This window comes from Pandoraea bronchicola, from assembly GCF_902459805.1.
Classification (GTDB): Bacteria; Pseudomonadota; Gammaproteobacteria; order Burkholderiales; family Burkholderiaceae; genus Pandoraea; species Pandoraea bronchicola.
In genome coordinates this window covers 131,432-158,105 of sequence record NZ_CABPST010000003.1, presented here as the reverse complement: position 1 = coordinate 158,105, position 26,674 = coordinate 131,432, and the positions used below count along the sequence as shown (strand labels likewise).

Genomic DNA, 26,674 nt, shown 5'->3' with positions numbered 1-26,674 from the left:
TATTACTGGATAACTATAGTTTTACAGGAGTCAACGCAATGAAGGTCATCGTTCTCGGCAGCGGCGTCATTGGCGTAACCAGCGCCTATTACCTGGCGAAGGCCGGGCACGACGTCACGGTGCTCGATCGCCAGGCCGGTCCGGCACTCGAGACCAGCTTCGGTAACGCTGGCCAGATCTCACCGGGCTACGCCTCCCCGTGGGCAGCACCGGGCATTCCGACGAAGGCCATCAAGTGGCTGTTCCAGAAGCACGCCCCGCTCGCCATCCGGCCGGACGGTACGCTCACGCAGCTCAAGTGGCTCTATCAGATGCTGCGCAATTGCACCCCCGAGCGCTACGCCGTCAACAAGGAACGCATGGTGCGGATCGCCGAGTACAGCCGCGATTGCTTCCGTTCACTGCGCGCCGAGACCGGCATTCCCTATGAGGGCCGTCAGGCGGGAACGCTGCAACTGTTCCGCACCGAGGAGCAACTGGCGAACGCCGCGCGCGATATTGCCGTGCTCGAAGAGGCGGGAGTGCCGTTCGAACTCCTCGACAGCGCGGCACTTGCCAGCGCAGAACCCGCGTTGGCGGCTGTGTCGCACAAGCTCACTGGCGGACTGCGTTTGCCGAACGACGAGACGGGCGACTGCCAGTTGTTCACCACGCGTCTCGCGGCAATGGCCGAGGCCCTCGGCGTGAAATTCCGCTACGACATGCCGATCGACGGTTTGCAAGTCGCCGGCGACAAGATCGAAGGCGTTGTCTGCGCGGGCATGATGCAGCGCGCTGACGCCTACGTCGTCGCGCTCGGCTCATACTCCACGCCGTTCCTGCGCGGCATCGTCGACATTCCCGTGTACCCGCTCAAGGGCTATTCGATCACCGTGCCGATCGTGGACGCATCCCGCGCCCCGGTGTCGACGGTGCTCGACGAAACGTACAAGATCGCCGTCACCCGTTTCGACGACCGTATCCGCGTTGGCGGCATGGCCGAAGTGGTCGGTTACGACAAGACACTCAATCCGGCACGCCGCGCCACGCTGGAAATGGTGGTGAACGATCTGTATCCGGGGGCTGGCAACACGGCCGAAGCGTCGTTCTGGACCGGGCTGCGCCCGATGACCCCGGACGGCACGCCGATTGTCGGCGCCACTGCCCAGCGCAATCTGTTCCTGAATACAGGGCACGGCACACTGGGCTGGACAATGTCCTGCGGTTCGGGCCAGTTGCTGGCCGATCTGATGTCAGGGCGCAGGCCGGCGATTCTGGCCGACGATCTATCGGTGGCGCGCTACAGCGGCGCGTCCGAGGCGCAGGCCCAACCAGCCTTTGCCTGACCCTGGAAACGGCACCTTCGGGTGCCGTTTTTTGTTTGGGCCGCCGACATGTTTGCGGTTTGCATGAGAAGCACTCGTTTTTTGCTGCCCCATCACAACAAAGGAGACGCATCATGAAAATCGGTGTACCGAAGGAGATCAAGAACCACGAATACCGCGTAGGCATGACGCCCGCAGCCGTACGCGAAGTGGTGGCACGCGGGCACGAAGTGTGGATCGAAACTCAGGCCGGTGCAGGCATTGGCATGGATGACAAGGTCTACGTTGGCGCCGGAGCGCGCATTGCCGCCAATGCTGTCGACGTATTCGACCGCGCCGAGCTAATCGTCAAGGTCAAGGAACCTCAGGCGGTCGAGCGCGCCCGGTTACGTCCCCATCACACGCTCTTCACATATCTTCACCTGGCTCCCGATCCCGACCAGACCCGTGACCTGATCAAGAGCGGCGCTACCTGCATCGCCTATGAAACGGTGACGTCTGCGAACGGCGGTCTGCCACTGCTCGCCCCCATGTCCGAGGTGGCGGGCCGCATGTCGATCCAGGCCGGCGCCACTGCCCTCGAGAAGACGCATGGCGGACTGGGGCTTTTGCTCTCCGGCGTGCCGGGCGTGGAAGCAGGCAAGGTCGTGATTCTGGGCGGCGGCGTCGTCGGCACCAATGCGGCAACGGTCGCGGTGGGCATCGGGGCGCAGGTCACGGTCGTCGACAAATCGGTCGATGCGTTGCGCCGCATCAGCGCGCAGTTCGGTGGCCGCGTGCAGACGGTCTACTCAACGCAGCACGCCATCGAAACCCATCTGCGTGAAGCCGATCTCGTGATCGGCGGCGTGCTCATTCCGGGTGCGGCAGCGCCGAAGCTCGTCACCCGCAAGATGCTCGGCCTGATGCGCAAGGGCTCGGTGATTGTCGATGTGGCGATCGACCAGGGCGGTTGCTGCGAGACATCGCACGCCACGACGCATGCCGATCCGGTGTACGTGGTGGACGGCGTTGTCCACTATTGCGTGGCCAATATGCCGGGCGGTGTGCCGCGTACCTCGACGTTCGCCCTGAACAACGTGACGTTGCCGTTCATCCTGCAACTGGCCGATCACGGACCGGTCGCCGCCATGCTTGCCGACCCGCATCTGCTCGCCGGGCTTAACGTGGCGCGCGGCATGGTGACCAACCGAGGCGTTGCCGACGCGCTGGGTCTGGTCTATCACGACCCGCATGCCGTGCTGGCGAGCGTGCCGGCCGCAGCGTAACCTCGCCGGACGTTGGCGCGGCGCCGAACGACTTCATCCCCGGCGCCGCTCCCGCTTCACTCCGGCGTTCGCGTGTCCTGCTGCACTCGACGCGCCTTGCGCTCGCGGAACCAGAGACTCGCCCGGTCGAGATAAAGGTAGATGACAGGCGTTGTAAACAGCGTAAGCGCTTGCGACAGTAGCAACCCACCGACCATCGCGTACCCTAGCGGACGTCGCAACTCAGACCCCGCCCCCGTGCCGAGCATCAGCGGCAGTCCCGCGAGCAATGCGCACATCGTCGTCATCATGATCGGACGGAAACGCAGCAGGCATGCCTGATAGATCGACTCCTGCGGCGAAAGCCCATGATCGCGTTCGGCCGTCAGCGCGAAGTCCACCATCATGATCCCGTTCTTTTTCACGATCCCGATCAGCAAGATGATGCCGATCAGGGCGATCACGCTCAGATCGTGGCCGCCGAGCATCAGGATCAGCAGCGCACCGACCCCGGCCGAAGGCAGTGTCGAGAGAATCGTAAGCGGATGAATATAACTCTCGTAGAGCAGGCCCAGCACGATATACACGGCGACCAGCGCCGCCAGAATCAGGTATGGCTGGGTCGACAGCGAGTCGCGGAACGCCTGCGCCGTTCCTTGAAAGCTGCTGTTGAGCGAGAGTGGGAGATTCATCTGCGCCTGTGTACGGCGAATGGCATCGACGGCTTCGCCAAGCGACACGCCCGGCGCGAGATTGAACGACAGCGTCACCGCCGGAAACTGGCTCTGGTGGCTGATGAGCAGGTAATTGGTTTTGCTACGGTCGATGCGTACGAACGTGGAGAGCGGCACCCGATTGCCCGTCGTCGGCGACATCAGATAGAGCTTGTCGAGCAGCGCCGGATCGGCCTGCAAGGCCGGCGTGACCTCCATGACCACGTGATAGCTGTTGATCTGTGTGAAGTACTGCGCGATCTGTCGCTGCCCGATGGCGTCATATAGCGTGGCCTCGATGAGCGCAGGCGAGATGCCGAAGCTCGACGCCCGGTCGCGGTCGATGGTCAGCGTCGCGGTGGCCGCGTTGCTCTGTTGGTCGGTCGCAAGGTCCGTGAGTTGCGGCAACCGGCGCAGCCGTTCGAGCAGCAGGGGCGCCCAGTGGTTGAGTTCGTTAATATCCGCGTCGGTCAGCGTGTACTGGTATTGGGTGCGCGCAAGGCGCCCGCCGACGTTGATATCCTGCCCCGCCTGCAAGAACAGATTGATACCTTCCAGTTGCGCGAGCTTGGGTCGCAATCGCGCAATGACTTGATCGGCAGACAGCGTACGCCCTGCCGCCTTGGGCTTGAGATTGATAAAGAAGTTGGCGGTATTGGCGGTGTTGTTACCGGTGTTGGCGACAAAGCTCAACACATCGGGGTCCTGACGCACGACATCCGCGACACGAACCACGCGCTCACTCATCAACGTGAACGACGTATCTTGGGCAGACTCCGCGAAACCGAATACGAACCCCGTGTCTTGCTGCGGGAAGAACCCCTTGGGAATCACGATGTAGAGCACGGCCGTCAACGCGAGCGTCGCGAGGAACACCAGCAGCGTCGCGAACTGATGCGCCAGCACCACCTGCAAGCCGCGCCGATACCCGTTCTGCATATGCCCGAAGCCAGCCTCGAACCATCGATACAGGCGGCCGTGCCGCTCTGCAGGCGTATGCCGCAAGAACCGTGAGCACAGCATCGGTGTCAGGGTCAGGGAAACGATTACCGAGATGGCGATGGTCAGCGTCACGGTAATGGCGAACTCCCGGAAGAGCCGGCCGACGATCCCGCCCATCAGCAACAGGGGGATGAAAACGGCCACGAGCGAGACCGAAATCGACACGATGGTGAAGCCGATTTCGGCTGCCCCGCGGTATGCCGCCTCCATCGGGGGCATTCCGTCTTCCACGTGACGGTAGATGTTCTCCAGCATCACGATGGCGTCGTCAACGACGAAGCCCACCGAGATCGTGAGCGCCATGAGCGACAGATTGTCGAGGCTGAATCCAATCAAGTACATCACGGCCGCCGTTCCCATCATGGCGAGCGGCACCGTCACCGCCGGGATCAGCGTAGCGGGCAAATTGCGCAGGAACAGGAAGATCACCAGCACCACCAGCACCCCGGTCAGCACCAGCGTGAACTCCACGTCCTCCACCGACGCCCGGATCGTCTGCGTTCTGTCGGTCAGGATATTCACCTCGACGGCGGGGGGAATCGATGCCTGCAAACGCGGCAGCGCCGCCTTGATGCGCTCGACCGTGGCAATGACGTTGGCGCCCGGCTGCTTTGTCACCGCCAGAAATACCGAGCGCCCGCTTTTGAGCGTCTCACCCTCCGGCATGGCAGCCCCGCGAAATGCCCAGCCCGCAAACCGCGCGTTTTCCGGCCCGGCCACCGCCTGTCCCAGATCGCGTACGCGCACAGGCGCCCCGCCGCGATAGGCGACGATCACGTCGTTCCAAAGCGCGGGATCGAGCAGTTGACCGTTGTCGTAGACCGTCACGCTCTGCCGCGGCCCATCGAAACTTCCCTTGGGCGCATTGACCGTCGCATTGACCAGCGCGCCTCGCGTGCTCTCCAGATCGAGTCCTAGCGCGGCCACCTTGTCCGGATCCAGTTGAATGCGGATGGAAGGCTTCTGCACGCCCCCAATGTTCACCAACCCCACGCCGTCGATCTGCGAGATTTGCTGCGCAAGCACGTTGTCCGCGTAGTCATTGACGACGGTGAGCGGCAACGTGTCCGACTTGACCGACATGATCAGAATTGGCGAATCGGCCGGATTGATCTTGCGGTATGTCGGTGGACTTGGCAGGTTGCTCGGCAACTGTCCGCCCGCCGCATTGATGGCGGCCTGTACGTCGACAGCGGCCGCATCGATGCTGCGATTCAAGTCGAACTGCAACGTAATCGACGTGGTACCGAGCGCACTTGCCGACGTCATCTGCGTAAGACCCGCAATCAGCGAGAACTGCCGCTCGAGCGGCGTGGCGACATTCGACGCCATCGTTGACGGATCGGCGCCGGGCAGCGTGACGGACACCTGAATCGTGGGGAAATCGACCTGCGGCAACGGCGCGACCGGCAGCAGTGGCCACGCGGCCACACCGATCAGAAACAGCGCGGCAGCGAGTAGCGATGTGCCGATGGGCCGTTTGATGAACGTGGCGGAGATGGACATGGGTGAGTGCGCTGGGTCTGCGAGCGGGCTACCGGCCTGCACGACCCGACGCGCCGAACGGACTGCCCGCCGACGAGGCAGGTGGCGGCATCGCCCCGCCGTCACGAGTCATTGCCGGAGGCCCTCCCGAGCTTCTCCCGGAAGCGTTGCGCGCCTCCGTGACCGGCGTCCCCGGACGCAGTTTGAGTTGCCCGTCGACGACCACACGCGTGCCTGCCGTCAGGCCGCTTTCGATGATGGCCTGCGTGCCCTGCGTAACCCCGACCTTGACGGGTTGAACCGCCGCTTTGCCTTGCTCGTTCACCACGTAGACGAAGGTCCCGCCAGGACCGTTCTGCACCACCGACGCGTCGAGCGCGACGGCCCGCGGCATCACCCCAAGCGTTAGCCGTGCATTGACATACTGGCCCGGCCACAGTCGATGGCTGGCGTTGGCGAAGGTCGCCTTGAGTTGCACGGTACCGCTCGCGTTGTCGATCTGGTTATTGATGAGCGTGAGCTTGCCTGACGCCAACCGCTCACCGCCGTTTCGCGCAAAGGCATCGACCGCCAACCCGGCATTGCCCGCCGCCTGCATCGCGGCATTCACGGCCCCGACAGTGTCTTCCGGCAAGGTAAACAGCACCGTAATCGGATCGATCTGATTGACGATGACAATGCCGCTCGCGTCGGCTGCATGCACGATGTTGCCGACATCGACCAGCCGCACCCCGGTGCGTCCGTCGATGGGCGACCGGATCGTCGTGTAATCGAGTTGCACCGCCGCGTAGTCGATTTGCGCCTGATCGGTCAGCACCGCAGCTTCAAGCTGTTTGACGAGCGCCGCCTGCGTATCCGCTTGTTGTTGGGGCGATGCGCCCTGTGCCGCGAGAGTCTGATAGCGCCGTAGATCGAGACGCGCGTTGACAAGCTGCGCGACGTCGCGCGCCTTCGTGGCACGCGCCTGCTCGAGCTGTGCGCGGTACGGCCTCGCGTCGATCTGCACCAGCAGATCACCCGCCTTCACGTCTCGCCCCTCGGCGAACGCCACCCTTTCGATCTGGCCGTCCACACGCGCGCGCACGGTGACCGACGTTGTCGCCTGCACGGTGCCAATTCCCATGACGTAACGCGGCAAGTCCGCAGACGTGACAACTGTCGAGACGACGGCGACGGGTGGAGGCGGGAGCACGGGCGGTGGCGCGCGATGTGCGGCCCACCGCCAGATCAGCAGCGCAACGATGATCAATGCGGCGAGCGTGAGCCAGCGCCTGCGACGCCACGGGCCAGGCCGGCGTAAGTCGTCGGGCGCGGGGCCGGAATTGTCTTGCGCCGTGGGTTGCGTCATGACGCCTCCCTGGGGAGTCCGATCCGGAATGGCCTGGGCCCTGTCGCAGCGGCGGCCGGCGCCGTCTGGCGCCGCGACAGACACGATATCGTTCCGGCCCGATGGCGGGATTTGCCCCCGAGTGTGTCGCATCTGCGCGGGGCTCGCAGTCGGCATTTTCCCTGCCCAAACAAGGCTTTGCCATGTGACTGACAGCGGGCTGCCATGCTCGCGCCATGCCTGCACGAGGGGTATTTCCGTGGATTCCAAACGTCTGTTTTACCGGCGCAGCATGTGCGACGAATTGGCTGCGGGCCCGCGCCACGCCTCGCGCTTTGGACATGGGCGCACTCACTTCGTTATACTTGCCCCATCTCGACGGCACCCACCGGTCAACCCCGGTACACGGGCGCGCGCTGCCGCGCAGCATCCTGCCTGCCCCGAGCCGTCAATGTCCATGAGCAAGTGATGAACGCCGATCCGCAAGAACTCAATAAATTCAGTGAACTGGCCCACCGTTGGTGGGATCCGCACAGCGAATTCAAGCCGCTGCACGAGATCAACCCGCTGCGCCTCGACTGGATCGAGCAACACGTGCCGCTGCAAGGCAAGCGCGTGCTGGATATTGGCTGCGGTGGCGGCATCCTCTCCGAATCGATGGCCCGCCAGGGTGCGCGCGTCAAGGGGATCGACCTGTCGAAGAAAGCACTCGGCGTGGCAGATCTGCACAGCCTCGAAGCTGGCCTCTCCATCGATTACGAGGAAATCTCCGCCGAGGCGCTCGCCGCCCGCGATGCGGGCACGTACGACGTGGTGACTTGCATGGAAATGCTCGAACATGTGCCGTCGCCAGCATCGATCGTGGCCGCCTGTGCAACGCTCGTCAAACCGGGTGGTCACATATTCTTCTCGACGCTCAACCGCAACCCGAAGGCCTGGCTGCTGGCTGTGGTCGGTGCCGAATACGTGCTGCGCATGCTGCCGCGCGGCACGCACGATTACGCCAAGTTCATCCGCCCGTCGGAACTCGCGTCGTTTGCCCGCGCAAGCGGCCTGACGGTACGCGATCTGCGCGGCATGACCTACAACCCGCTGAGCAAGCGTTACGCGATCAATCGCGACACGGATGTCAACTACATGATCGCGTGCACACGCGATGCCTGATATGTTCGAGTCCCCCGCCCGAGTGCCCTCCTCCCTTGGCAGCGCGCCGCATCTGCTCAACGGCAACGTGCGTGCTGTCCTGTTCGATCTGGACGGCACGCTGGCCGACACGGCACCGGATCTCGTCGCCGCAGTCAACAAGGTGCGTACCGACCGCGGCCTGCCGCCGGGTCCTTACGAGACACTGCGCCTGCAGGCCTCGCACGGCGCTCGCGGCTTGATCGGCAGTGCGTTCGGCGTTGGTCCTGACGATGCGGCATTCCCCTCGCTGCGCGACGCGTTTCTCGCCAACTACGAAGCTGCCTTGTGTGTGCAGAGTCAACTGTTCGACGGGATTCCCGCGCTGCTTGCGGCCCTGGTCGAACGCGGCATGCCGTGGGGCATCGTCACGAACAAGGCGGCACGCCTGACCAATCCGCTCGTCAGTTTGCTCGGGCTCGCCGACGGTGCCGCATGCGTGGTATCCGGCGACACAACGCCTCATAGCAAGCCGCACCCGGCGCCTTTGTTATACGCAGCCGAGCGCATCGGGGTCGCACCTGCGGAGATCGTCTATGTCGGCGACGACCTGCGCGACATTCTGGCGGGCAAAGCGGCGGGAATGGCAACCGTCGCAGCGGCTTACGGTTATTGCGGCGACGCGCTGGCCCCTGCCCAATGGCAAGCCGATGCGGTCGTCGAACGCGCGGGTGCGATCGCCCCGCTGGTGATGTCGTCGGCCTGAACAGTCGCCCCATTGCCTGCCGGGACAGGGCCGCCGCCGTAGCGGCCGGTCCCGGGTCTGTCCCGCCGCGCAATAGAGGCGCGGCGCATGCTTCACTGGCGACTTACGGGAGACCGCATGGCCGAGCAAGCGAACGATCGCAAACCAACTTCTGAATCTCCCTCAGGCGACTCCCGCCTGCAGCAGGGCCTCGCCCGCGCACAGCGGCTCGGACGCGACCCCGAGGTACGCCGTCGCGCGCGCAAAACCAGTCTGTGGGCCGTTGGCGTCATCGCCGTGTTCGGTGTCGTCGGCTATTTCACGGTGCCGGCCGTCCTCAAGCATTACGCCGTCGACAAGCTCTCGGCCTATCTGGAACGGCCGGTGAGCGTGGGCGACGTCAGCTTCAACCCCTACACGCTGCGCCTCGATCTGCATCAGGTGCACATCGGCGACAAGACTCCGGGACAGCCGTTCGTGGATGTCGGCATGTTGCGCGTGAACGCTTCATGGGGTTCGCTGTTCCGCTTCGCACCGGTCGTCGACGAGCTTTACGTCGACACGCCCGTCGTCAATATCGTGCGCACCGCGCCGCAACGCTTCAACTTCTCGGACATCATCGATCGCGCGACGTCCGGACCGCCCTCGCCCGAGCCATCCAAGCCCGCGCGCTTTGCGTTGAACAACGTGCAGATCAAGAACGGCACGATTCGCTTCGACGATGAAGTGCAGAACGAAAAGCACGTCATCGACAATCTGCAAGTCGGTGTGCCGTTCATCGCGAACCTGCCAGCCGACACCGACATCTTCGTGCAGCCGCTGCTGCAGGCGTCCATCGACGGTTCACCGCTGCATATTTCGGGTCAGACGAAGCCGTTCGCCGATTCACTGGAATCGACGGTCGACATCAAGCTCGACCGCTTCGACGTGCCCAAGTACCTCGATTATTCGCCGGTCACGGTACCCGCGCAGATCAAGAGCGCCAGCGTCAGCACCGATCTCAAGCTGCACTTCACGCGCGACAAGGATGGCAATCACGTACTGCTCACCGGCACGGCGGCTCTCTCCGATGCCAAGGTCGTCGAGCCGGACGGCACACCGCTCGTCGCCGTCAAACAGGTCGACGTGAAGCTGGGCAAGGTGGAGCCGCTCAACAACGTCTATCACATCGACAGTGTTCGGATCGACGGTCTCGACCAGCAGGTCACGCTGGAAAAAGGCGGCGCGATCAACGTCGAGAAGGCGCTGCTGCCGCAACGTACGGTCATCAAGGCGGTAGGCAAGGCGGTCGACCAGGCCGCCGCGTCACCGAAGGGCAGCGAGGCTGCAAAGGGAGCACCGCAGGTCCCGGCCCAGCAGACCGCGCAACCTGCGTCCCCTGCTTCGGCAGCAGAGGCCGCACAAGCGAAAGCCCAGGCTGCGGCCCAGCCCGCACCGCTCGACTTGCTGATTGGCGACATCTCGCTCGTCGACAGCAAGGTGCGCTTCACCGACGAACGTGGGGCGAAACCGGCAAGCGTGTCGCTGGAAAATATCCAGATCGGCGTGAAGCAGTTCTCGACGCTGGGCAAGGACCCCGCGACGTATGACGCGTCGCTCGGCATCCAGAGCGGCGGTTCGCTCAAGGCGCATGGCCAGTTCAGCCTGAACGCGTACAACGCGAGCGGCGAACTCGATGCTCAGTCGATCGCCCTCGCGCCGCTGCTGCCTTTCGCGCAAGGCGCACTCGCGGGCAATCTGAAGAGCGGTACGGTTGGCGCGCAGGCCAAGTTCAATGCGGCCTTTGCCCCCGACAAGCAGCCGAACGTGCAGATCGCGCCGGCCACGGCCACGCTTGAGAAGATCGAGTGGCTCACCGGGCAAAAAGGGGACGCACCGCTCAAGCTCGCCAAGGCCGAGGCCAAACTCTCCCGCTTCGATCTGGGCGCGCGGCAAGCCGTCGTCGACGAGGTCATCGTCAGCGGACTCGATGTGTCGGCACGACGCGACAAGGACGGCAAGATCAACCTGCTCGCCCTGACCGGGGACGGTCAGCCCAAGGCCGCCGCACGCCATGGCCAAGACGCTAACCCTCGTGCCGGCACGGAACGGGGTCGCCGGACTTCCGCCAAGGCATCGGCTTCAGCGTCGCAACCGAGCGCTGGTGGCTGGCAATGGAAGGTCGGCAAGGTGGCGCTCGAGAATGCAAGCATCGGATTCGAAGACCGCGACGTCAAAGGCCGTCCGATCAATGCGAAGTTCGCACCGCTGAACGTGAAGGTGCAAGGCGCGTCACAGGACATGAGCAAACCGTTGCAGCTCGACGTCAATGGCACGCTCAACAAGAAGGGTTCGCTCAACGTGGCCGGCAACGTCACGCCGCAACCGCTCGCAGCCGACCTTCAGATCAAGACGCAGCAGCTCGATCTGGCAGCGTTCGACTCCTACATGAGCGATCAACTGAACGCGAGTATTGCGAGTGCCCTGCTCTCCAGCAACGGACGTGCCACGTTTGCCATGAAGGGTGAAACCCCGCAGGCGACGTATCGTGGCGATGCAACGCTGGGCAATGTCCGTTTGCTCGACAAGGTGACGACGGACGACTTCATGCGCTGGAACGCGCTATCGGTGCAGCAGATCAATCTGGCGGTGGGCAGCGGCAAGCCGAACGTGCAGTTGGGCAGCATTGCGTTGTCGCGTTTCTACGCACGTTTGATCATCAATGCCAACGGGCGTCTGAATCTGGCCGATGTGGTCGGTAACAAGGAAGCCGCACCCCGGTCGCTGACGCGCGCCAACGAAGGCGTGCCGCTCGGTGGCACCGCGGCCAAGCCGCCGCTCGATGCGGCCGCCTCGGCGGTCGAAGCCGGGCAGCCGACGGAAGTGGAGAAGAAGGAGCAGAAGCCGGGTGAGACTACGGTGCAGCGCGGCCCGGGCTACGGTGCCGGCAAGGCGTTGCCTGCGGACGTGCACATTGGACGTATCACGCTGCAAGGCGGGAATATCAACTTCACCGACAACTTCGTCAAGCCGAACTACACGGCCAATCTGACGGATATTGGCGGGCGCATTGGTGCGTTCGGAACGGCGACGACCGAGCCGGCCGACGTGGCGCTGCAAGGCAAAGTCAACCGCAATGCGCCGATCGACATCAACGGCAAGATCAATCCGCTCGCGCCGATGGCGTTCGTGGATCTGGGGGCCAAGGCCGACGGCATCGAACTGACCAATCTCACGCCCTACTCCACGAAGTACGCGGGCTATCCCATCGAAAAGGGCAAGCTCACGGTCGACGTGCACTACTTGCTCGATCAGGCGAAGCTCACGGCGAACAATCACATCTTCATCGATCAGTTGACGTTCGGTGACCGGGTGGAAAGTCCGACGGCCACGAATCTGCCGGTACGGCTCGCGGTGTCGCTGCTGAAGAATTCGCGGGGCGAGATCGATGTCGACATTCCGATTTCCGGTTCCCTTGACGATCCGCAGTTCAGTTTGGGTGGCGTGATTTTCCGCGCGTTCGTGAATCTGATCGTCAAGGCGGTAACGGCGCCGTTCAGCTTGCTGGCGTCGGCGTTCGGCGGCGGCGATCAGGAGTTGGGCTACGTGGAGTTCGCACCGGGCAGCGCGCGTCTGACGCCCGAGAGCGAGAAACGGCTTGAGACGCTGGTGAAGGCGTTGACCGATCGCACGGCGCTGAAGCTGGATATCGAGGGCCGCGTCGATCCGGCGAAGGACACCGATGGTCTGCGCAATGTGGCCGTGGAGCGCGCGATCAAGGCGCAGAAGGTCAAATCGATGGTCGGCAAGGGTGAGAGTGTCGACGTGGACAGCGTGACGGTGAGTCCGGAAGAGCGCAGCAAGTATCTGACGGCGGCTTACAAGGCGGCCGACTTTGCCAAACCGCGCAACATGATCGGGTTTGCCAAATCGCTGCCGGACGACGAAATGGAAAAGCTGCTGGCGACCAACGTCAAGGTGAGCGACGACGATCTGCGGGCGTTGGCGGAGCGACGGGCACAACGCGTGCGGTCGTGGCTGGACGGCAAGATTGCGTCTGACCGGCTGTTCGTGGTGGCGCCGAAGGTCAACGCAGACGGCATCAAGGACAAGGGGGCGACCACGCGAGTGGACTTCGCGCTGAAGTGATCCATTTGTGTCATAATTGTGATTCCACTGGGGCCGACATGGTTTCGACGTGGGTAGCGAAGCGGCGCAGGGCATACCGAGGACCCGTCACCTCGTTAATCAATGGGAAATTAGTAACTGCTAACGATAACTCGTACGCACTGGCTGCCTAAGGGCGCCTTCCTCGCACTGGCTCGCTGACGGGCCAGGGTAGCAATACCTCGCGAGGTCATTTACGTCAGATAATCTCCGGTGGTGCCATGGCGCCGGGGCCGAAAATTAAATGGATCGCTGTTGCGTAGCGTGTTCGTCCGCGACAAAACGGTTAAATTAAATGACTGAACTAAGTATGTAGAACTGGTCGTAGAGTGCTTGCGGACGCGGGTTCGATCCCCGCCGGCTCCACCAATATGCCGACTGTCAACGACAACGAACGACAGTCAAAACCCTTGTAGAGACGGGCCTTCGGGCCCGTTTTTCATTTATAACGAACTGTCGTTGCTTGTCGTTGGTTGTCGCAAAAATGGCACGTAAACGGCACGCAACTTCGGGTACGTTCACCTCGAATGAAGGGCGTTTCGGTACGCCACTCCTAACGCAACCAGCGCAAATGACACTCGCGGGAACGTGAAAATTCTAGAAAAAACGACCGCGCTGGCGGCGGTCGTTTCTCATTTAGCGGGCGATCTGACGAAACTTTATACTTGTCAGGCCTCGCTAGCTGGGGCGATGCGGTTGAGCTTCGTTACTCGGAACGCCGCTCGATACGTTCGGAACCGGCAACAATTTCCTTCAGCAACCGCGCTGGAAGTTTGTCCTTATAGATGTCCATTATCAATTCTGGTGGCATGCCATCCTTAGCGTGTTGTCGGGCTTGCATAAAAACACCTTCACTTTCAATCATTCTTCCACGCTCCACATCGTGTTCTAGCCGGCGTATTCTGCTGTTGAGCACCCTCGTGTTCTCGAGGATCTCACCAAGCACGTCCTCCTTGTTGCGAGGCTTGCTCGGTGGCTGGTCTTTGGTCGTCTGAAGAATTTCAGCGAATCGAGTTTCGAATTGCGGCCAATACGTCTCAAAAACCTGCTCTAGGATTCGGACGTCCAAACCGTTCGCTCCGAGTGTAGCGTTGAGCGTTTTAACGAGCCCAGAGACGCTTTCTTTAGTTGGGTTCGTATGATTGAACTGGGCGAGGGGATCTTCAATGTCTTTCGGCTCAAGATCGACCAACAACGTGCAAACGCGTGAAGTTGTCAGCCCCTTGGCTAACGCTCCGGCCTCGAAGAGAATCCAAGGGCGTGTTTTGTTCTCTTGCGTTAGACAGATAATGCCGACGGTCGTGTCCTTCAGTTGATCATTGATTTCCCCAAACCAAAGTGAGCCACGATCAAGATCGCGTGTTGAAATCCACGGCCTTGATGCCTGTATGACACAACAAAGCCAATCGCTTAGCAAGTTTGCAACATCTTTGCTACGCTGCCCCGACCAACTGAGAAATACTTTCACGATTTCGACTTCCTTTTTATCTTGTTATGACGTTCAACACAGGAGTGAGTCCTGGACGACTAACATCTGTGCCCCTCTAGTTTTAAAGAAAAAAGCACTCGCTAACGATTTGGAAAGCGTAAGTTACTGCTCTCCTTGGACTTTTCTAGTCTGGGGGCAAGTCGATCGCAATCCATCGATGTGCTCATTTAAGTTCGCAGGTATTCGCTGCCACATAGGGTCGAGAACAAAGTCGATTCCCTCCCGACGCGCCTGCTTCGCCGCAGGCACAAAATCTGCGTCGCCAGCGATCAACACGATTTGATCTACCTGCCTCTTGAAAGCCAACGAGGACACATCAACGCCAATACGCATGTCGACGCCTTTCTGACGAACATCAACAGTGACATCATCTTCCGTCAGTTGGTCCATCGTAATCTTGCGCGCCAGTAGCTCGGCAACCTTGTTTGGTTTGATAGCCCATTGCGTGTATGCGGACAAGTGCCCCAATCTCAACGCGACCTTCCGCATACCACGAAGATGCTCGTGAAGCTCGACACGAAATTGAGCTTCCTTAGATTTAGCGAAATCTACTGCCTTCCCGCTGATGGGGTTATGCATCTTCTTTTCGAGCGGCGGACAGTCGTAAAAGAAAATCCGGTAAAGATCGCGTCTTTGTCCTCGCTGCCGTTGGCGAACAGGGCGCAGATCATCACCCGCCCCATTTCGGCGCGGCAACGGCGGAGTCAAATGCGCACATGCCCACCGATGGGCGCATTCCGCCGCTCTGCGTGGGTCATAAGCATTCTTTGGTTCAATCGCCCGGAAGCGTTTGATGAAGAAAGCCCCGTCAATTAGGATCGCAGTTGCCATCACCTAACTCTTGTAATTTTTCTGCCCGGAAATGAAAAAAGCCCAAGGGCTCGGCACGCTGCTGGATGATTTGCAACGGCTTACTGCCATGGGCTTGATTGGAAAATCATACCAGTTGGATATAACGTAGTGCAAGGCTAAATTACAACGGAATCGCAAAACGATTCGAAAATCCGATACATACGACCGAAACAAGCGCTCCGCATCGCCAACTCCGAATCCTCACTGCATGAGCTTGGCGCATAAAAGTGCACACGTTCTGTGGCCCCTGAAATGCCCTACCGCGCCTGTACTGACGGGTCTCGACGGTCGGCGCAAAGGTGTATAAAAAGTGTTGTATCAAGCGCGCAGGCGTGGCGGGGTCATGACCGCGCGCGCTGGGGTCTAGGTCAGGGGGTCGGCGCCTCCAAAATCCCGGCGACAACGTACCTGCCAGCCCTCACGGCCGGCCGCCCGCGATCTCCCGAGACGCTGGCCCTACCCCGACAATCAGCCTGTTGTAGCGCCTCTCATGCGGTTTCGGAAATAGTTTAGAATACTGTGCATGCATACAGTATTTATGATCATGCGACGACGGAACCCGACCGCGCCCGAACGCCGGGCACTAACCCCCTCCGACCTACGCGCGATCTGGGCGCGCACACCGACACCAGAGGTGCGTGAGTTGCTGTGGGAGATTCACCGGCTACATGTGACGCTTGTCGCATGCCGGGTGGACGTGGACATCATCCGGGGGGAATGGAAGCAAGAAGTGGAGGGATGGTTGGTAGCGATCGAGTCGCTGCGCGCTCGCCTGTTGGACGAGCCTTGCGTGGCAGGAGCCAGGGTCAATAGCATGCGCTCGGCACGCGAGCAAGGTGAGCGTGACGCAGCCGAGCATGCCCGGCCGCGCCAATCGAGCGGAAAAGGTAGTTGCGCGGCTCTATGCTGCCTTGGTGTCCTCGGCCAACGCATATGGATTCCAGCACCTTTTTGCCTGGCGTATTCAATGAGCGCGTCCCACGTCCGAAACAGCACCTCACGCAGAAACCCGACGAATTGGCACGTCAGGTCGTCCGGCTCGTTCCTCCCGGTTCAACGATGCTCGACCCGTTCGCGGGTAGTGGCACTTTCCTGAAAGCGGCAAGCGATGCAGGGCATTTTTGGATTGGCTGCGAGCTGGAACCGGCCTACGCGGACATTACCGAGACTCGGCTTCGTTTACTGGGTTTGGCTGCGTAAGTGAGATTTGCGATCTGCCTATACTCTTCGGGAGAGCAATGGTGCGCTCCCGAACTCTGGAACAATCGCATGGAACTTGCGCTCAAAGACCTCGCAATCTGGCACGCCGCACAGGTTGGCTGGATTCTCGCCGCCATCGCCGAAGCGTCGGCTGACGAGTGGCTTCTCGGCTTCGGCTGTCTGCTCGTGGCGTTCGCGGCTTTCCTCGTCGGATGGCTGCGCAATCCCGCTGAAAGCAACGAAATCTAACGCGAAATAGCAAGGGGTGTCGTGTTGTGTTGTGCCTGGAGACAGCACAACACCCTACGCGTGTGTCTCGCGCGAGCGCGAGTGATCCTACCGGCAGGCTTTCCAACACCTCCGGAGGATCTGAAATGCCCACTGATTACCACCACGGAGTATGCGTGCTCGAGCTGAACGACGGCACGCCGTAAGCGTTTTTGCTGCGTGTCGAAACGTTTCGAGTGTCGACGCATAGGCGGGGATATTCGGAAGTTACTGAAACGCGAGGCTCGGCACTCCTGCGATGATGAATTCAGCCGCCAACACGGCGAAATCCACCTGCATCTAAGGAGACTTTGATGAGCAATTCAAATGACAACGGCGGAAAGAATGGAGGAAACGACGCTCAAGGCGGACTCGACCTCCCCGAGTCGTTGGCGCGTGAAGGGCATGTGGTCTGGTTCCACGAGTACAGGAAGTACCTTGGTTACGCTTGGGACGAGGCGGCTGGAGAAATCAGGCGAGCGCACGTGTCCGACCCTGAGCACGCGATTTACTTCGATACGTTTGCGGAAGCGATGGTGGCGACGGACATGTTGATGGGCCCCCGGGTCATTATTCACGCGTCGAAGCGGGGCGAAAGACCACGACTGGTGAGATAGCTTTGATTGCGGCCCATCCAATGGCGGTGGGCTCCGCCAACAACACCTCCGAAGACTGTCTCAGTCTTCCGTAAAACCCCGATAGAGCAAGCCTCTTCGGGGTTTTTCTTTGTCAATTCCCCTTGCCGGCATTTATCCCGAGAAACGGAAACGGCGGCGCCACTTTGAAAGCGGCTGACACTTCGCCGTTGAACGTATTGCGCTGATCCTTACCGAGATCGAGCCGCTTCACCGGCGCCCCCGACGTGAAATCCACCTTGTTCAGATCCACCCAGAAGGTGTTGGGCGTGAGGGCCGATTCGAAGAAATACAGCATGCGCTTATGATCGACCACCGTACGCCAGCGCGTCGACGAGATATTCGGCTCGTCCGGCGTGGTGATCCCGTATGGCACGGACGCATTGCGGATCACGCTGAACACACTCGCCAGCGCCTCGACCGAGTCTTCATTTTTCGGAATCGCGTTGATGTAGAACGACGCCCGTGCAAAGCGATCCGCCGAGCGATTCGTCCCCGGCAGGAACGTCGTGCCCCCGATCTGCTTCCAGTACGTATTCAAGGCGAGTTGCTCGTCGAATGTCGGCGAATTCGTCATCACCTGATACTGACGGCCGTGGTGAATCACCTGCCGGCCATTGATGTACTCGACGATCGCACTGTCGCCCGACTTGTCCGACATCGACAGATGCAACGTCGCGAGCCGGTTCTCGCCCGGCACGTTGTCCGTCACGATCGTAAACGGCTCCTTCTCCAGCGCCGACACGGCTTCGGCGACCGTCGCAAAGTTGTCCAGCACGTATTGCGCCCACGCCGCAATCGTCAGCCCCGGCTTCGAGCCCTTGTCCATCTTCGGATACTGCGATTCCACCAGCCACAGCAACTGCGCCGACAGCCCCTTCTCGTTGACGCCATCGGTCGTCGAGACGTCATAGCCCGTGGCCACCACGCTGCCGTACTTCGCCGTCCACCGCATGGAGTTCGGGCCGGCTTCGCCCGAGCGCGCGATACCGCGCGGCAGCACATAAAGATTGGTGGAGACGTCAACCCTCCAGTCCATCGAGCGCGCCGTGATGACGTCGTCGTTGGCACCGAGATACACCACGCGGGTGCACGCCACTGACGACAGCGGGGAAAATGCAAGTGTTGCCGCAGCAACGAGACAAGGCAGGGTCTTGAAGCGGAATCGGGCCATGTCAACACCTCACGTTGGGGGAAGGATTCGCAAGAACCGTCAGTATAACGATGGAATCTGTTCACCCCCGTCAGTTGCTTGCCCCTGCGCGTGCCAAACGCCACCGGGCCTCACTCGACCAAAATCGGATAAAGCGACGCCACCAGCAATGCGGCAGCAAAACCGTTGAAGATCCGGACCGAGCGCGCATCGGTGAGCACCCGTCGCATCGCGACGCCAAACCCCGCCCACAGACCGATGCACGGGGCCCCCAACACGCCGTAGATCAGCGCGAGCACCATCACGTCGGGCAGATGCGATGCGTTGGGCAGGTACGTGCTGATCGCGCCCACGGCCATCACCCACGCCTTCGGATTGACCCACTGGAACGCCGCCGCGCCCCAAAACCCCATCGGACGCTCCCGTCCGCGACGTTCGTCGTCCATCGGACCCGACCGGGCAAGATGCCACGCAAGCCACAACAGGTAAGCCGCCCCGGCGTACTTCAATACCGTGTGAATCACCGGGAAGCGAACGAAGACCGAGTGCAGCCCCGCGCCCGTCAAGAACACCATCAAGGCGAAGCCAACGGCAATGCCAGCCAGATGCGGCAACGTGCGCTTGAATCCGTAGTTCAGGCCCGAAGCCAGGATCATCATGTTGTTCGGCCCCGGTGTCACCAGCGTGATGACAGCGAAAGCACAGAAAGCCAGCAATTGTTCGGTCGTCATATTCGAAAGTCTGAAACGCCCCCCAGCGCTGCGTTCTGCAATCGCCTGGGACTCGCGGGGTCACAGCATAAGCATGCGCACCGCCCGAATCCCGGTACAGTTCATCAAATGCGGACAGGCCTGTACCGGCTGCCGACCATCACAGTTGCGAGGCGCGAGCGTCAGCGAGCCCTGGTTGCGCGGCGCGACTCGCATCCCTCTGCCGCACAACGCCCGGCGTCATGCGAGAATCGACGCCATCCGAACGACGCCTTCGATACCGGCGCGCTTGCGCCCCGCTCACCGACCGCTCGACACCTCACCCGATGCCACCCCGCCTGCCACCACTGTCCGCTCTGCGCCTGTTCGAAGCCGCCGGGCGGCACCAGAGCTTCAAACGCGCCGCCGCTGAACTGCACCTCACGCCGAGCGCCGTCAGCCATGGCATTGTCGGGCTGGAGCAGACACTGGGCGTCGCCCTGTTCACCCGCTCGCCGCAAGGCCTCTCGCTCACACCGGAAGGCGTCGACTATCTCGCCTACGTGACCGAAGCGTTCTCACTGCTGCTCACCGGCACGCGACGCCTGCCCACGCCCGACGCCTCGCGCGCCATCGCCGTCACTTGCGCGCCAACCCTCGCCTCGCGCTGGCTCCTGCCGCGTCTCGGCACATTTTTGCAGCGCGTTCCGGGCGTCGATATCACGGTCGACACGTCGCGCCGGCAGGTAGGCTTCCCTACCGACGGCTTCGACTTCGCGATCCGCCTGTCACGTGCGCCGGTCGCGAGCGGCACCTGGCACCGGCTCTTCGGAGAACGATTTGTCCCCGTCTGCAGTCCGGCATATCATGCGAGCCACGCTGGCGCCAACGGCAAGATCGATCTGCGCGCCGTCACACGAATTCACGTCAGCAGCGCCAGCGAAGATTGGCAAAGCTGGATCGAAGGCGCGGGGATCGATGACTTCGACGCCCAGGGCGGAATCAGTGTCGACAGCATTCAGATGGCCTTCGAAGCGGCGATGACCGGCCTTGGCGTCGTCATCGGACGCCGCCCGCTGGTCGACGACTATCTCGCGAGCGGCGCCCTCGTGCCCGCGCATGACATCACGACACCCGCGCAAGGCGCCTACTGGCTGATCTGCGCAGACGACATCGAGCCGCACCCCGAATGCCTGGTGTTCCGTGATTGGGTAATTGAACAAGCCGACACCCCCTCAGGTGAATAAAATTCACCTCGCCCAATGCACAACTCCTTTGCTACAAGGGAATTTCATTGCGAGACTACGGTGAGGAGGACTCATCACCATGCAAAAACCTATCGCATCCGCATCACCCTTGCTGCAAAACCGCGTCACGCTGATCATCATTGCTGGTGCACTCGTGTTGAGTGCCGCGATGGGCACCCGCCAGACGTTCGGTCTGTTCATCAATCCGTTCTCGTACGACCGCGGCGTGCCCGTCACCCTTGTGGCCTTCGCCATCGCATTGCATAACCTGGTGTGGGGATTCGCCCAGCCGTTTGCCGGGGCGATGGCCGACCGCCATGGTCCGGCCCCCGTGGTCGCATTCGGCGCATTTGCGTTCGCTGCGGGACTGGCAATGGCGGCCCTGGCGCCGTCGGGCCTATGGCTCGTCATTGGACTCGGTGTGCTGGTCGGACTCGGCATCAGTTGCACCACGTTCGGCGTGGTGCTGCCCGCCGTGAGCCGCGCCGTCACGCCGGAGAAACGCACGATGGCGATGGGCCTCGTAAGCGCCGGCGGCTCGCTCGGACAGGTTGCACTCGTGCCCATCGCCCAAGGTCTGCGGCAGACCTACGGCGTGTCGACGTCGCTCTTCGTCCTCGCGGTGATCTTGTGCTGCGCCGCCCCGCTTGGCCTGTTCATGACGTTGAACCGGCGCAGCAAGGCGGCTGCACCGGCGGATGCCGACACAACGGCCGCACCGGCCGCGAGCAACGACGGCGAACACGTCTCGCTACGCGACGTCCTCCAGCAGGCGCGCACCCATCGCGGCTTCCAGTTGCTGACGCTGGGTTTCTTCACCTGCGGCTTCCAATTGGCCTTCATCGCCACACACCTGCCCGGCTATCTGCTGATGTGTCACATGCCCGTCGGTCTCGGGGCTACCGCGCTCGCGCTGATCGGGCTGTTCAATATGGCGGGCAGTTGGGCCTGCGGCTGGCTCGGCGGACGGTATCGTCAACATCACGTACTCGGCTGGCTGTACCTGATTCGCGGGGCGGCCATCGCGCTCTTCTTCCTCCTGCCGAAATCCGATGCGAGCGTGGTGATCTTCGCCGCGGTCATGGGGCTGACGTGGCTCGGTACCGTGCCGCTCACCAGCGGTCTGGTGGCAAAGGTGTTCGGCACGCAACACTTGGGCACGCTCTTCGGCCTGTGCTTCATGAGCCATCAGGTCGGCTCGTTCCTCGGTGCGTGGCTCGGCGGCTACGTACTGGACGTCACCGGCTCCTACAACCTTATCTGGGCCGCGACAGCGATCCTGGGCGTTGTGGCGGCGGCCCTGCATTTCCCGATCAACGACGAAAGCGTGCTGCCGCCGGTCCGGCAGCCGATGCCCGTCGGCGCCTGAGCCCTCACGTTACAGCCGGTGCGCATTCGTCAGCCGGAAGATCTTCGTCCAGCGTTGCGCCAGCGAGCGGGCGGGCATCGGCACGCGCCAATTCGCCTGCTTGCTGTGGGCGAGTTCGAGCACGAGCCACCAACGTCCGCCCTCGCTGACCGCATGCGCCGACAGGACATCCGAAAACACGAACCGGGCCTGGCGACCGTCCACGCGAATCGTCCCCATCTTGCGATCGGCGTCGAGCGTAAGTTCGCCCCACTCGCCTGAGACGCTCACAAGGCGCTTGCCGTCGCGCCGCACGCCATGCACGGCGCGATAACGGCGCACCGCATCCCCCACGAGCCACACGACGAGCAGCACACACACGGCAATCGTCGCCACGGCGGCCGGCGTGCCGAACCGAAGCGCTACGGCCGCGTATAGCCGCACCGCTCCGTACACAATGCCCGCCAGCACAACGAGCGCCAGAAGAATGAATGGCACAGCTTTCTCCCTGCATCATCACCGTTCGCGACCATCCATCGCGAACATCAAAAAAGCCCCGCCAGCGGAACTGCCCGGCGGGGCTTCATTTCACCACAGGCGAGGCACTCGCGCCGGCATGCACCGGTCGCGAACGCAACGCCTCTTGCGCTTAGCGCTGCGGCTGCGGCGCCGCGCCAACGTCCTTGCGCACCTTGGCCACCTGCGCGGCCGTCACTGCTGGCGCCTTGTTGCCCCAACTCGAGCGCACGAACGTCAGCACATCGGCCACATCCTGATCGGTCAGACGATCGTCGAAGCCCGGCATCGCGTAATGCGTCGGCGCTGTATTGGTCGACGGCATTTCCGCGCCGCGCAACACGATATGGACAAGCGAGGTCGGGTCTGCCGAGTTCACCGTCGAGCTGAGCGCAAGCGTCGGGAACGTCTGCGTATAGCCCTTGCCCGTGCTGCGGTGACATGCCGCACAGTTGTCGATGAACGTGAGCGCACCGTTGCTCTTGTCGGAACCCGCGCGCAATGCCTTGGCTACGGTTTCGTCGTAAGCGAGCGCCTTGGCGTTCGGGTCGACCGGCTTCAGCGTCTTCAGGTACTTGGCGACGGCGCTCAGATCGTCGTCGTTCATGTGCTGAGTGCTGTGCTGCACCACGTCCGACATGCCGCCGAAGGCGGCGGAATGATCGTTACGCCCGCCCTTCAGAAACGCCGTGATATCGCCTTCGCTCCAGTTGCCCAGACCGTCGGTGACATCGCCACGCAGGTTCTTCGCGAGGAAGTTCTCGACGACTCCGCCCGAGAGGAACGCCGTGCTGTCGTCGGTCAGTGCCTTCTCCTGCAAGGCAATGCCGCGCGGCGTGTGGCAGGCGCTGCAATGGCCCAGACCTTCGACGAGATAGCGTCCGCGCGAGATCGGATCGTTATCGGTCGACGCCGCATCGGCCACGACCGCCGGCGCGAACATCTTGCGCCAGATCGAGAGCGGCCAGCGCATCGACATCGGCCACGGAATGTCGGTCGCTTTGTTCGCTTGCGCGACGGGCTGCACACCGCTCATGAAGTAGGCATACAACGCCTTCACGTCAGCCGGACGCACCTTCGCGTACGACGTGTACGGCATGGCCGGGTACAGCGTCGAACCATTCTTCGCGATACCGTGACGCACCGCCTTGTCGAAGTCCTCAAGACTGTAGCTGCCGATACCGGTGTCCTTGTCCGGCGTGATGTTCGTCGAGTAAATCGTGCCGATCGGTGAGGCAATCGGCAGGCCACCCGCGAACGGCTTGCCCTTGGGCGCCGTGTGACACGCGGCGCAATCGGCAGCACGCGCGAGGTATTCGCCCTGCTTCACGAGTCGCGCTTGCGGATCGTTCGCGGCGGGTGTCTGGGTGCCAGCCTCCACCGTCACAGCGGGCACGGAGGGTGTCGGCACCGGCGAAACGGCCGCCCCGGAAGGCGCCGTCGCCGTCTGCGCCCACACGGCGGCGACTGCAAGCGCCAAGGCACCGGCCGTCAGTGCGCCAACAGAGCGTTTCATCATCGTTTTGCGGATCATGGTTCGCTCCTCAGGCTTGCACCAGCGGGCCGGCGTTCTTGAGGTACTGTTCGCGAATCGCCTTCGCAGACCAGTACGCCAGCGCCGCCACCACGCCCGTGGGGTTGTAACCCATGTTCTGCGGAAACGCCGATGCCCCCATCACGAACACGTTCGACACGTCCCAGCTCTGCAGATACTTGTTGACCACGCTGTTCGACGGATTCGTGCCCATGATGGCGCCCCCGGTCGTATGCGTGCTCTGATAGATCCGCGTGTCGTAGCGGGTGCCCTTCTTGCGAATCGCACGGAACACCTTCTCCGGGTTCATCGCACGGCCGACCTCTTCCATCCGATCGCCCATATAGCCCAGCATGGCGTATTCGTTGTCATGCCAGTCGAACGTCATGCGAAGCAGCGGCACGCCATAGGCATCCTTGTAGGTCGGATCAAGATCGAGACACGCGTCGCGATACGACATGACCGAGCCGGAAATGCCGATGGTCATGTAACGCTGATACGCATCTGCAATGCCCGCCTTCCACTTGCTGCCCCACGAAGGCGTGCCCGGCACGGTCGGAGTCATCTTGATCGGACGTCCGCCATAGCGAATGTGACGAATGCTCGCGCCGCCGATAAAGCCCAGCGGTCCGTGGTCGAACTGGTCGCCGTTCAGGTCGTCCATCGACACGCCGCCGGCGCCCGTGCCGATGAACGGGTTCAACTGCGTGCCCTTGGGCAGCAGCACGTTCACGGCGCCGTTCATCTGATAAGCGTAGTTCTTGCCGACAACGCCTTCGCCCGTCTTCGGATCGTACGGTTTGCCAATACCCGAGAGCAGCAGCAAGCGCACGTTGTGCATCTGGTACGCGGCCATGATGACGAGATCGGCAGGTTGCTCGACTTCACGACCTTGTGCGTCGATGTAAGTCACACCGGTGGCCTTCTTGCCATCGCTGTCGAGATTGACCTTGACGACATATGCGTTCGTGCGCAGCTCGAAATTGGTCTTCTTGAGCAATACCGGCAGGATGGTCGTCTGCGGCGACGCCTTCGAATACATGTAGCAGCCGTAGTTCTCGCAGAAGCCGCAGAAGTTGCACGGCCCGAGACGCACGCCGTACGGATTCGTATAAGGCTCGGAGGTGTTCGCGGCAGGTGCCGGATACGGATTGAAGCCAACTTCGCGGGCGGCCTTCTCGAACAGCGTCGCACCGTAGGTGTTCTGCAGCGGCGGCGTGGGGAATTCGCTCGAGCGTGCGCCCTCGCGCGGATTGCCACCCGGCACGATCTTGCCGTTCAGGTTCCCGGCCTTACCCGACGTGCCGAACACTTTCTCGGCGAAATCGAAATGCGGCTCCAGCTCTTCGTAGCTCACACCGAAGTCCTGAATCGTCATGCCGTCGGGGATGAACTTCTTGCCGTAGCGCTCTTCATAATGGCTACGCAGCTTCAGTTCTTCCGGCAGGATGCGGTAATGCATGCCGTTCCAGTGAAACCCCGCGCCGCCCACGCCGTTGCCGAGCAGGAACGAGCCGTTCTGGCGGTAGGGCACGGCGAGATCGTCCGGCGTGTGACGAATTGTGACGGTCTCGCGCGCCAGTTCCTGAAAGAGCTTGCCGCGCACCGAGTATTCGAGTTCGTCGATGACCTTGGGATACTGCGCATCGGTGGGCGTGTCGCGCATGCCGCCGCGCTCGAGCGCCACCACGTTGAGTCCTGCGTCGGTGAGTTCCTGACCGAGAATGGCCCCGGTCCAGCCGAAGCCCACGATGACGGCGTCGACCTTATCTTTTTTGATTGCCATAGCTTCGCCCCCTTAGCCCCGCTTTCCAGAAATCGACACGGGCCCGTACGGGTACTTGACGTTGGGCTGATCCACCCAGTCCATGAAGTCAGCGCGAGCGCCAGGGAAGCCGACCAGCTTCCAGCCGACCATGTCCTTGTTACCGCCGTGGATAGGATCCGAGAGAAACCCTTCCTTCGTGTTGGCCAGCAGATAAGAGAAGAACGTGCGCGCCGGCACGCTATCGAACTCGACCTTCGCGTGCTCCAGATCGCCAAGCACGGTTTCCTGCGTAGCGTGATCGAGGTCGGCAAACGCCTTGTTGTACTGCTTCTTGCAGTAGGCATCGCAAGCCGCAATGCCGTGGCGATAGATGTCACGCGGCACGAGGCTCAACTGGTAGCCCATCTCGGGCGGCTGATCGGGATGGAACGGCCCCTGCATGTACCAGAGCTTGCCGTGCCCGAAGGGCGTTTCCATCTGGCGGTCGATGAACTGCGGCACGTCGGCTTGCAGCGCACCCGGCCCGAGATCGTCGGCGGGAATCAAACGGTCCACGGCAGCATTCACGAAACGCCATTCGTCGGCAGTGAAGTACTTGGGCTCGTAGGGAGTGGTCGAAGCGGCGGGGGCAGCAGGCTTGTCGCTGCTACAGGCAGACTGCGTAAGCGTCGCACCGGTGGCAAGCGTCGTGGCAGGCACGATCGCCAGCACCTGGCGCAGAAAGCGCCGGCGCGGTTCCTTGTCCTGTGACATGGAGTTCTCCGTTTTTGTGGGGGACGGGACGAATCACGCATGACAGTCAAGCGGTGGCTCGCCGTGCGTGAAGAAAACCTGACAGGCTATTCACCTCGCGTAGCGCATTTAACGCGGCCATTCTACTGACAA

20 protein-coding genes and 1 other RNA gene are annotated in these 26,674 nt (G+C 62.0%); 11 read left to right on the top strand and 10 right to left on the bottom strand.

The features are described 5' to 3' along the window. Positions 1 to 38: 38 nt before the first annotated feature. Positions 39 to 1,325: a D-amino acid dehydrogenase gene (locus PBR20603_RS08280; protein ID WP_150559075.1), complete on the top strand. Its 1,287-nt coding sequence runs from the start codon at positions 39 to 41 to the stop codon at positions 1,323 to 1,325. A gap of 113 nt (positions 1,326 to 1,438) precedes the next feature. Continuing rightward, a complete protein-coding gene (ald, locus tag PBR20603_RS08275) occupies positions 1,439 to 2,572 on the top strand; it encodes an alanine dehydrogenase (protein WP_150559074.1) in 1,134 nt (377 codons plus the stop codon). 56 nt (positions 2,573 to 2,628) lie between these two features. On the opposite strand, the gene PBR20603_RS08270 is transcribed toward ald, so the two are convergent. Together PBR20603_RS08270 and PBR20603_RS08265 are read right to left on the bottom strand one after the other, a co-directional pair. Then, positions 2,629 to 5,772 carry an efflux RND transporter permease subunit gene (locus PBR20603_RS08270; RefSeq protein ID WP_150559073.1) on the bottom strand — a complete coding sequence of 1,048 codons (3,144 nt, stop codon included), beginning with the start codon at positions 5,770 to 5,772 and terminating at the stop codon, positions 2,629 to 2,631. Positions 5,773 to 5,800: 28 nt separating this feature from the next. Next, on the bottom strand, positions 5,801 to 7,099 hold the full coding sequence (locus PBR20603_RS08265; RefSeq protein WP_150559072.1) for an efflux RND transporter periplasmic adaptor subunit: 1,299 nt from the start codon (positions 7,097 to 7,099) through the stop codon (positions 5,801 to 5,803). Positions 7,100 to 7,543: 444 nt separating this feature from the next. Between PBR20603_RS08265 and ubiG the strand changes: the two genes are divergently transcribed. The 4 genes from ubiG (at position 7,544) to ssrA (ending at position 13,460) form a co-directional block, all read left to right on the top strand. Then, positions 7,544 to 8,242: a bifunctional 2-polyprenyl-6-hydroxyphenol methylase/3-demethylubiquinol 3-O-methyltransferase UbiG gene (ubiG, locus tag PBR20603_RS08260; protein ID WP_150559071.1), complete on the top strand. Its 699-nt coding sequence runs from the start codon at positions 7,544 to 7,546 to the stop codon at positions 8,240 to 8,242. A 1-nt stretch (position 8,243) separates the two neighbouring features. Next, positions 8,244 to 8,966 carry an HAD-IA family hydrolase gene (locus tag PBR20603_RS08255; RefSeq protein ID WP_150559070.1) on the top strand — a complete coding sequence of 241 codons (723 nt, stop codon included), beginning with the start codon at positions 8,244 to 8,246 and terminating at the stop codon, positions 8,964 to 8,966. Between the two features lie 117 nt (positions 8,967 to 9,083). Next, the gene (locus PBR20603_RS08250; RefSeq protein ID WP_174977843.1) at positions 9,084 to 13,073 is read left to right on the top strand and encodes a DUF748 domain-containing protein; all 3,990 of its coding nucleotides are present in this window, start codon (positions 9,084 to 9,086) and stop codon (positions 13,071 to 13,073) included. 29 nt (positions 13,074 to 13,102) lie between these two features. Further along, positions 13,103 to 13,460: a transfer-messenger RNA gene (gene ssrA / locus PBR20603_RS08245) on the top strand. A 337-nt stretch (positions 13,461 to 13,797) separates the two neighbouring features. Here ssrA and PBR20603_RS08240 read toward each other — a convergent pair. Beyond that, positions 13,798 to 14,559, bottom strand: a complete 762-nt coding sequence (locus PBR20603_RS08240; RefSeq protein WP_150559068.1) for a toll/interleukin-1 receptor domain-containing protein — start codon at positions 14,557 to 14,559, stop codon at positions 13,798 to 13,800. Between the two features lie 123 nt (positions 14,560 to 14,682). Then, positions 14,683 to 15,411 carry an NYN domain-containing protein gene (locus tag PBR20603_RS08235; RefSeq protein WP_150559067.1) on the bottom strand — a complete coding sequence of 243 codons (729 nt, stop codon included), beginning with the start codon at positions 15,409 to 15,411 and terminating at the stop codon, positions 14,683 to 14,685. 954 nt (positions 15,412 to 16,365) lie between these two features. Here PBR20603_RS08235 and PBR20603_RS08230 point away from each other — a divergent pair. The 3 genes from PBR20603_RS08230 (at position 16,366) to PBR20603_RS08220 (ending at position 17,516) form a co-directional block, all read left to right on the top strand. Further along, a complete protein-coding gene (locus tag PBR20603_RS08230; protein ID WP_246174480.1) occupies positions 16,366 to 16,632 on the top strand; it encodes a DNA methyltransferase in 267 nt (88 codons plus the stop codon). A gap of 69 nt (positions 16,633 to 16,701) precedes the next feature. Next, entirely contained in the window at positions 16,702 to 16,881 is a 180-nt protein-coding gene (locus tag PBR20603_RS08225) for a hypothetical protein (RefSeq protein WP_150559066.1), read from the top strand. Between the two features lie 332 nt (positions 16,882 to 17,213). Further along, positions 17,214 to 17,516 (top strand): hypothetical protein, encoded by a 303-nt coding sequence (locus PBR20603_RS08220; protein WP_150559065.1) that lies wholly within the window; start codon positions 17,214 to 17,216, stop codon positions 17,514 to 17,516. A 112-nt stretch (positions 17,517 to 17,628) separates the two neighbouring features. Here PBR20603_RS08220 and PBR20603_RS08215 read toward each other — a convergent pair whose 3' ends face one another. Further along, a complete protein-coding gene (locus PBR20603_RS08215; RefSeq protein WP_150559064.1) occupies positions 17,629 to 18,708 on the bottom strand; it encodes a linear amide C-N hydrolase in 1,080 nt (359 codons plus the stop codon). 110 nt (positions 18,709 to 18,818) lie between these two features. Beyond that, on the bottom strand, positions 18,819 to 19,418 hold the full coding sequence (locus tag PBR20603_RS08210; protein WP_150559063.1) for a LysE family translocator: 600 nt from the start codon (positions 19,416 to 19,418) through the stop codon (positions 18,819 to 18,821). Between the two features lie 305 nt (positions 19,419 to 19,723). On the opposite strand from PBR20603_RS08210, the gene PBR20603_RS08205 reads away from it, so the two are divergent. Beyond that, positions 19,724 to 20,623 carry a LysR substrate-binding domain-containing protein gene (locus tag PBR20603_RS08205; protein ID WP_150559062.1) on the top strand — a complete coding sequence of 300 codons (900 nt, stop codon included), beginning with the start codon at positions 19,724 to 19,726 and terminating at the stop codon, positions 20,621 to 20,623. 79 nt (positions 20,624 to 20,702) lie between these two features. Beyond that, positions 20,703 to 21,992, top strand: coding sequence for an MFS transporter (locus PBR20603_RS08200; RefSeq protein WP_150559061.1), 1,290 nt, complete (start codon positions 20,703 to 20,705; stop codon positions 21,990 to 21,992). Positions 21,993 to 22,001: 9 nt separating this feature from the next. On the opposite strand, the gene PBR20603_RS08195 is transcribed toward PBR20603_RS08200, so the two are convergent. The 4 genes from PBR20603_RS08195 to PBR20603_RS08180 all read right to left on the bottom strand — a co-directional run bounded on the left by PBR20603_RS08195 (position 22,002) and on the right by PBR20603_RS08180 (position 26,542). Continuing rightward, positions 22,002 to 22,469, bottom strand: coding sequence for a hypothetical protein (locus PBR20603_RS08195; protein ID WP_150559060.1), 468 nt, complete (start codon positions 22,467 to 22,469; stop codon positions 22,002 to 22,004). 151 nt (positions 22,470 to 22,620) lie between these two features. After that, positions 22,621 to 24,021, bottom strand: coding sequence for a c-type cytochrome (locus PBR20603_RS08190; RefSeq protein WP_246174479.1), 1,401 nt, complete (start codon positions 24,019 to 24,021; stop codon positions 22,621 to 22,623). A 10-nt stretch (positions 24,022 to 24,031) separates the two neighbouring features. Beyond that, positions 24,032 to 25,807, bottom strand: coding sequence for a GMC family oxidoreductase (locus PBR20603_RS08185; protein ID WP_150559059.1), 1,776 nt, complete (start codon positions 25,805 to 25,807; stop codon positions 24,032 to 24,034). A gap of 12 nt (positions 25,808 to 25,819) precedes the next feature. Next, positions 25,820 to 26,542, bottom strand: a complete 723-nt coding sequence (locus tag PBR20603_RS08180) for a gluconate 2-dehydrogenase subunit 3 family protein (RefSeq protein WP_150559058.1) — start codon at positions 26,540 to 26,542, stop codon at positions 25,820 to 25,822. Positions 26,543 to 26,674: the final 132 nt, after the last annotated feature.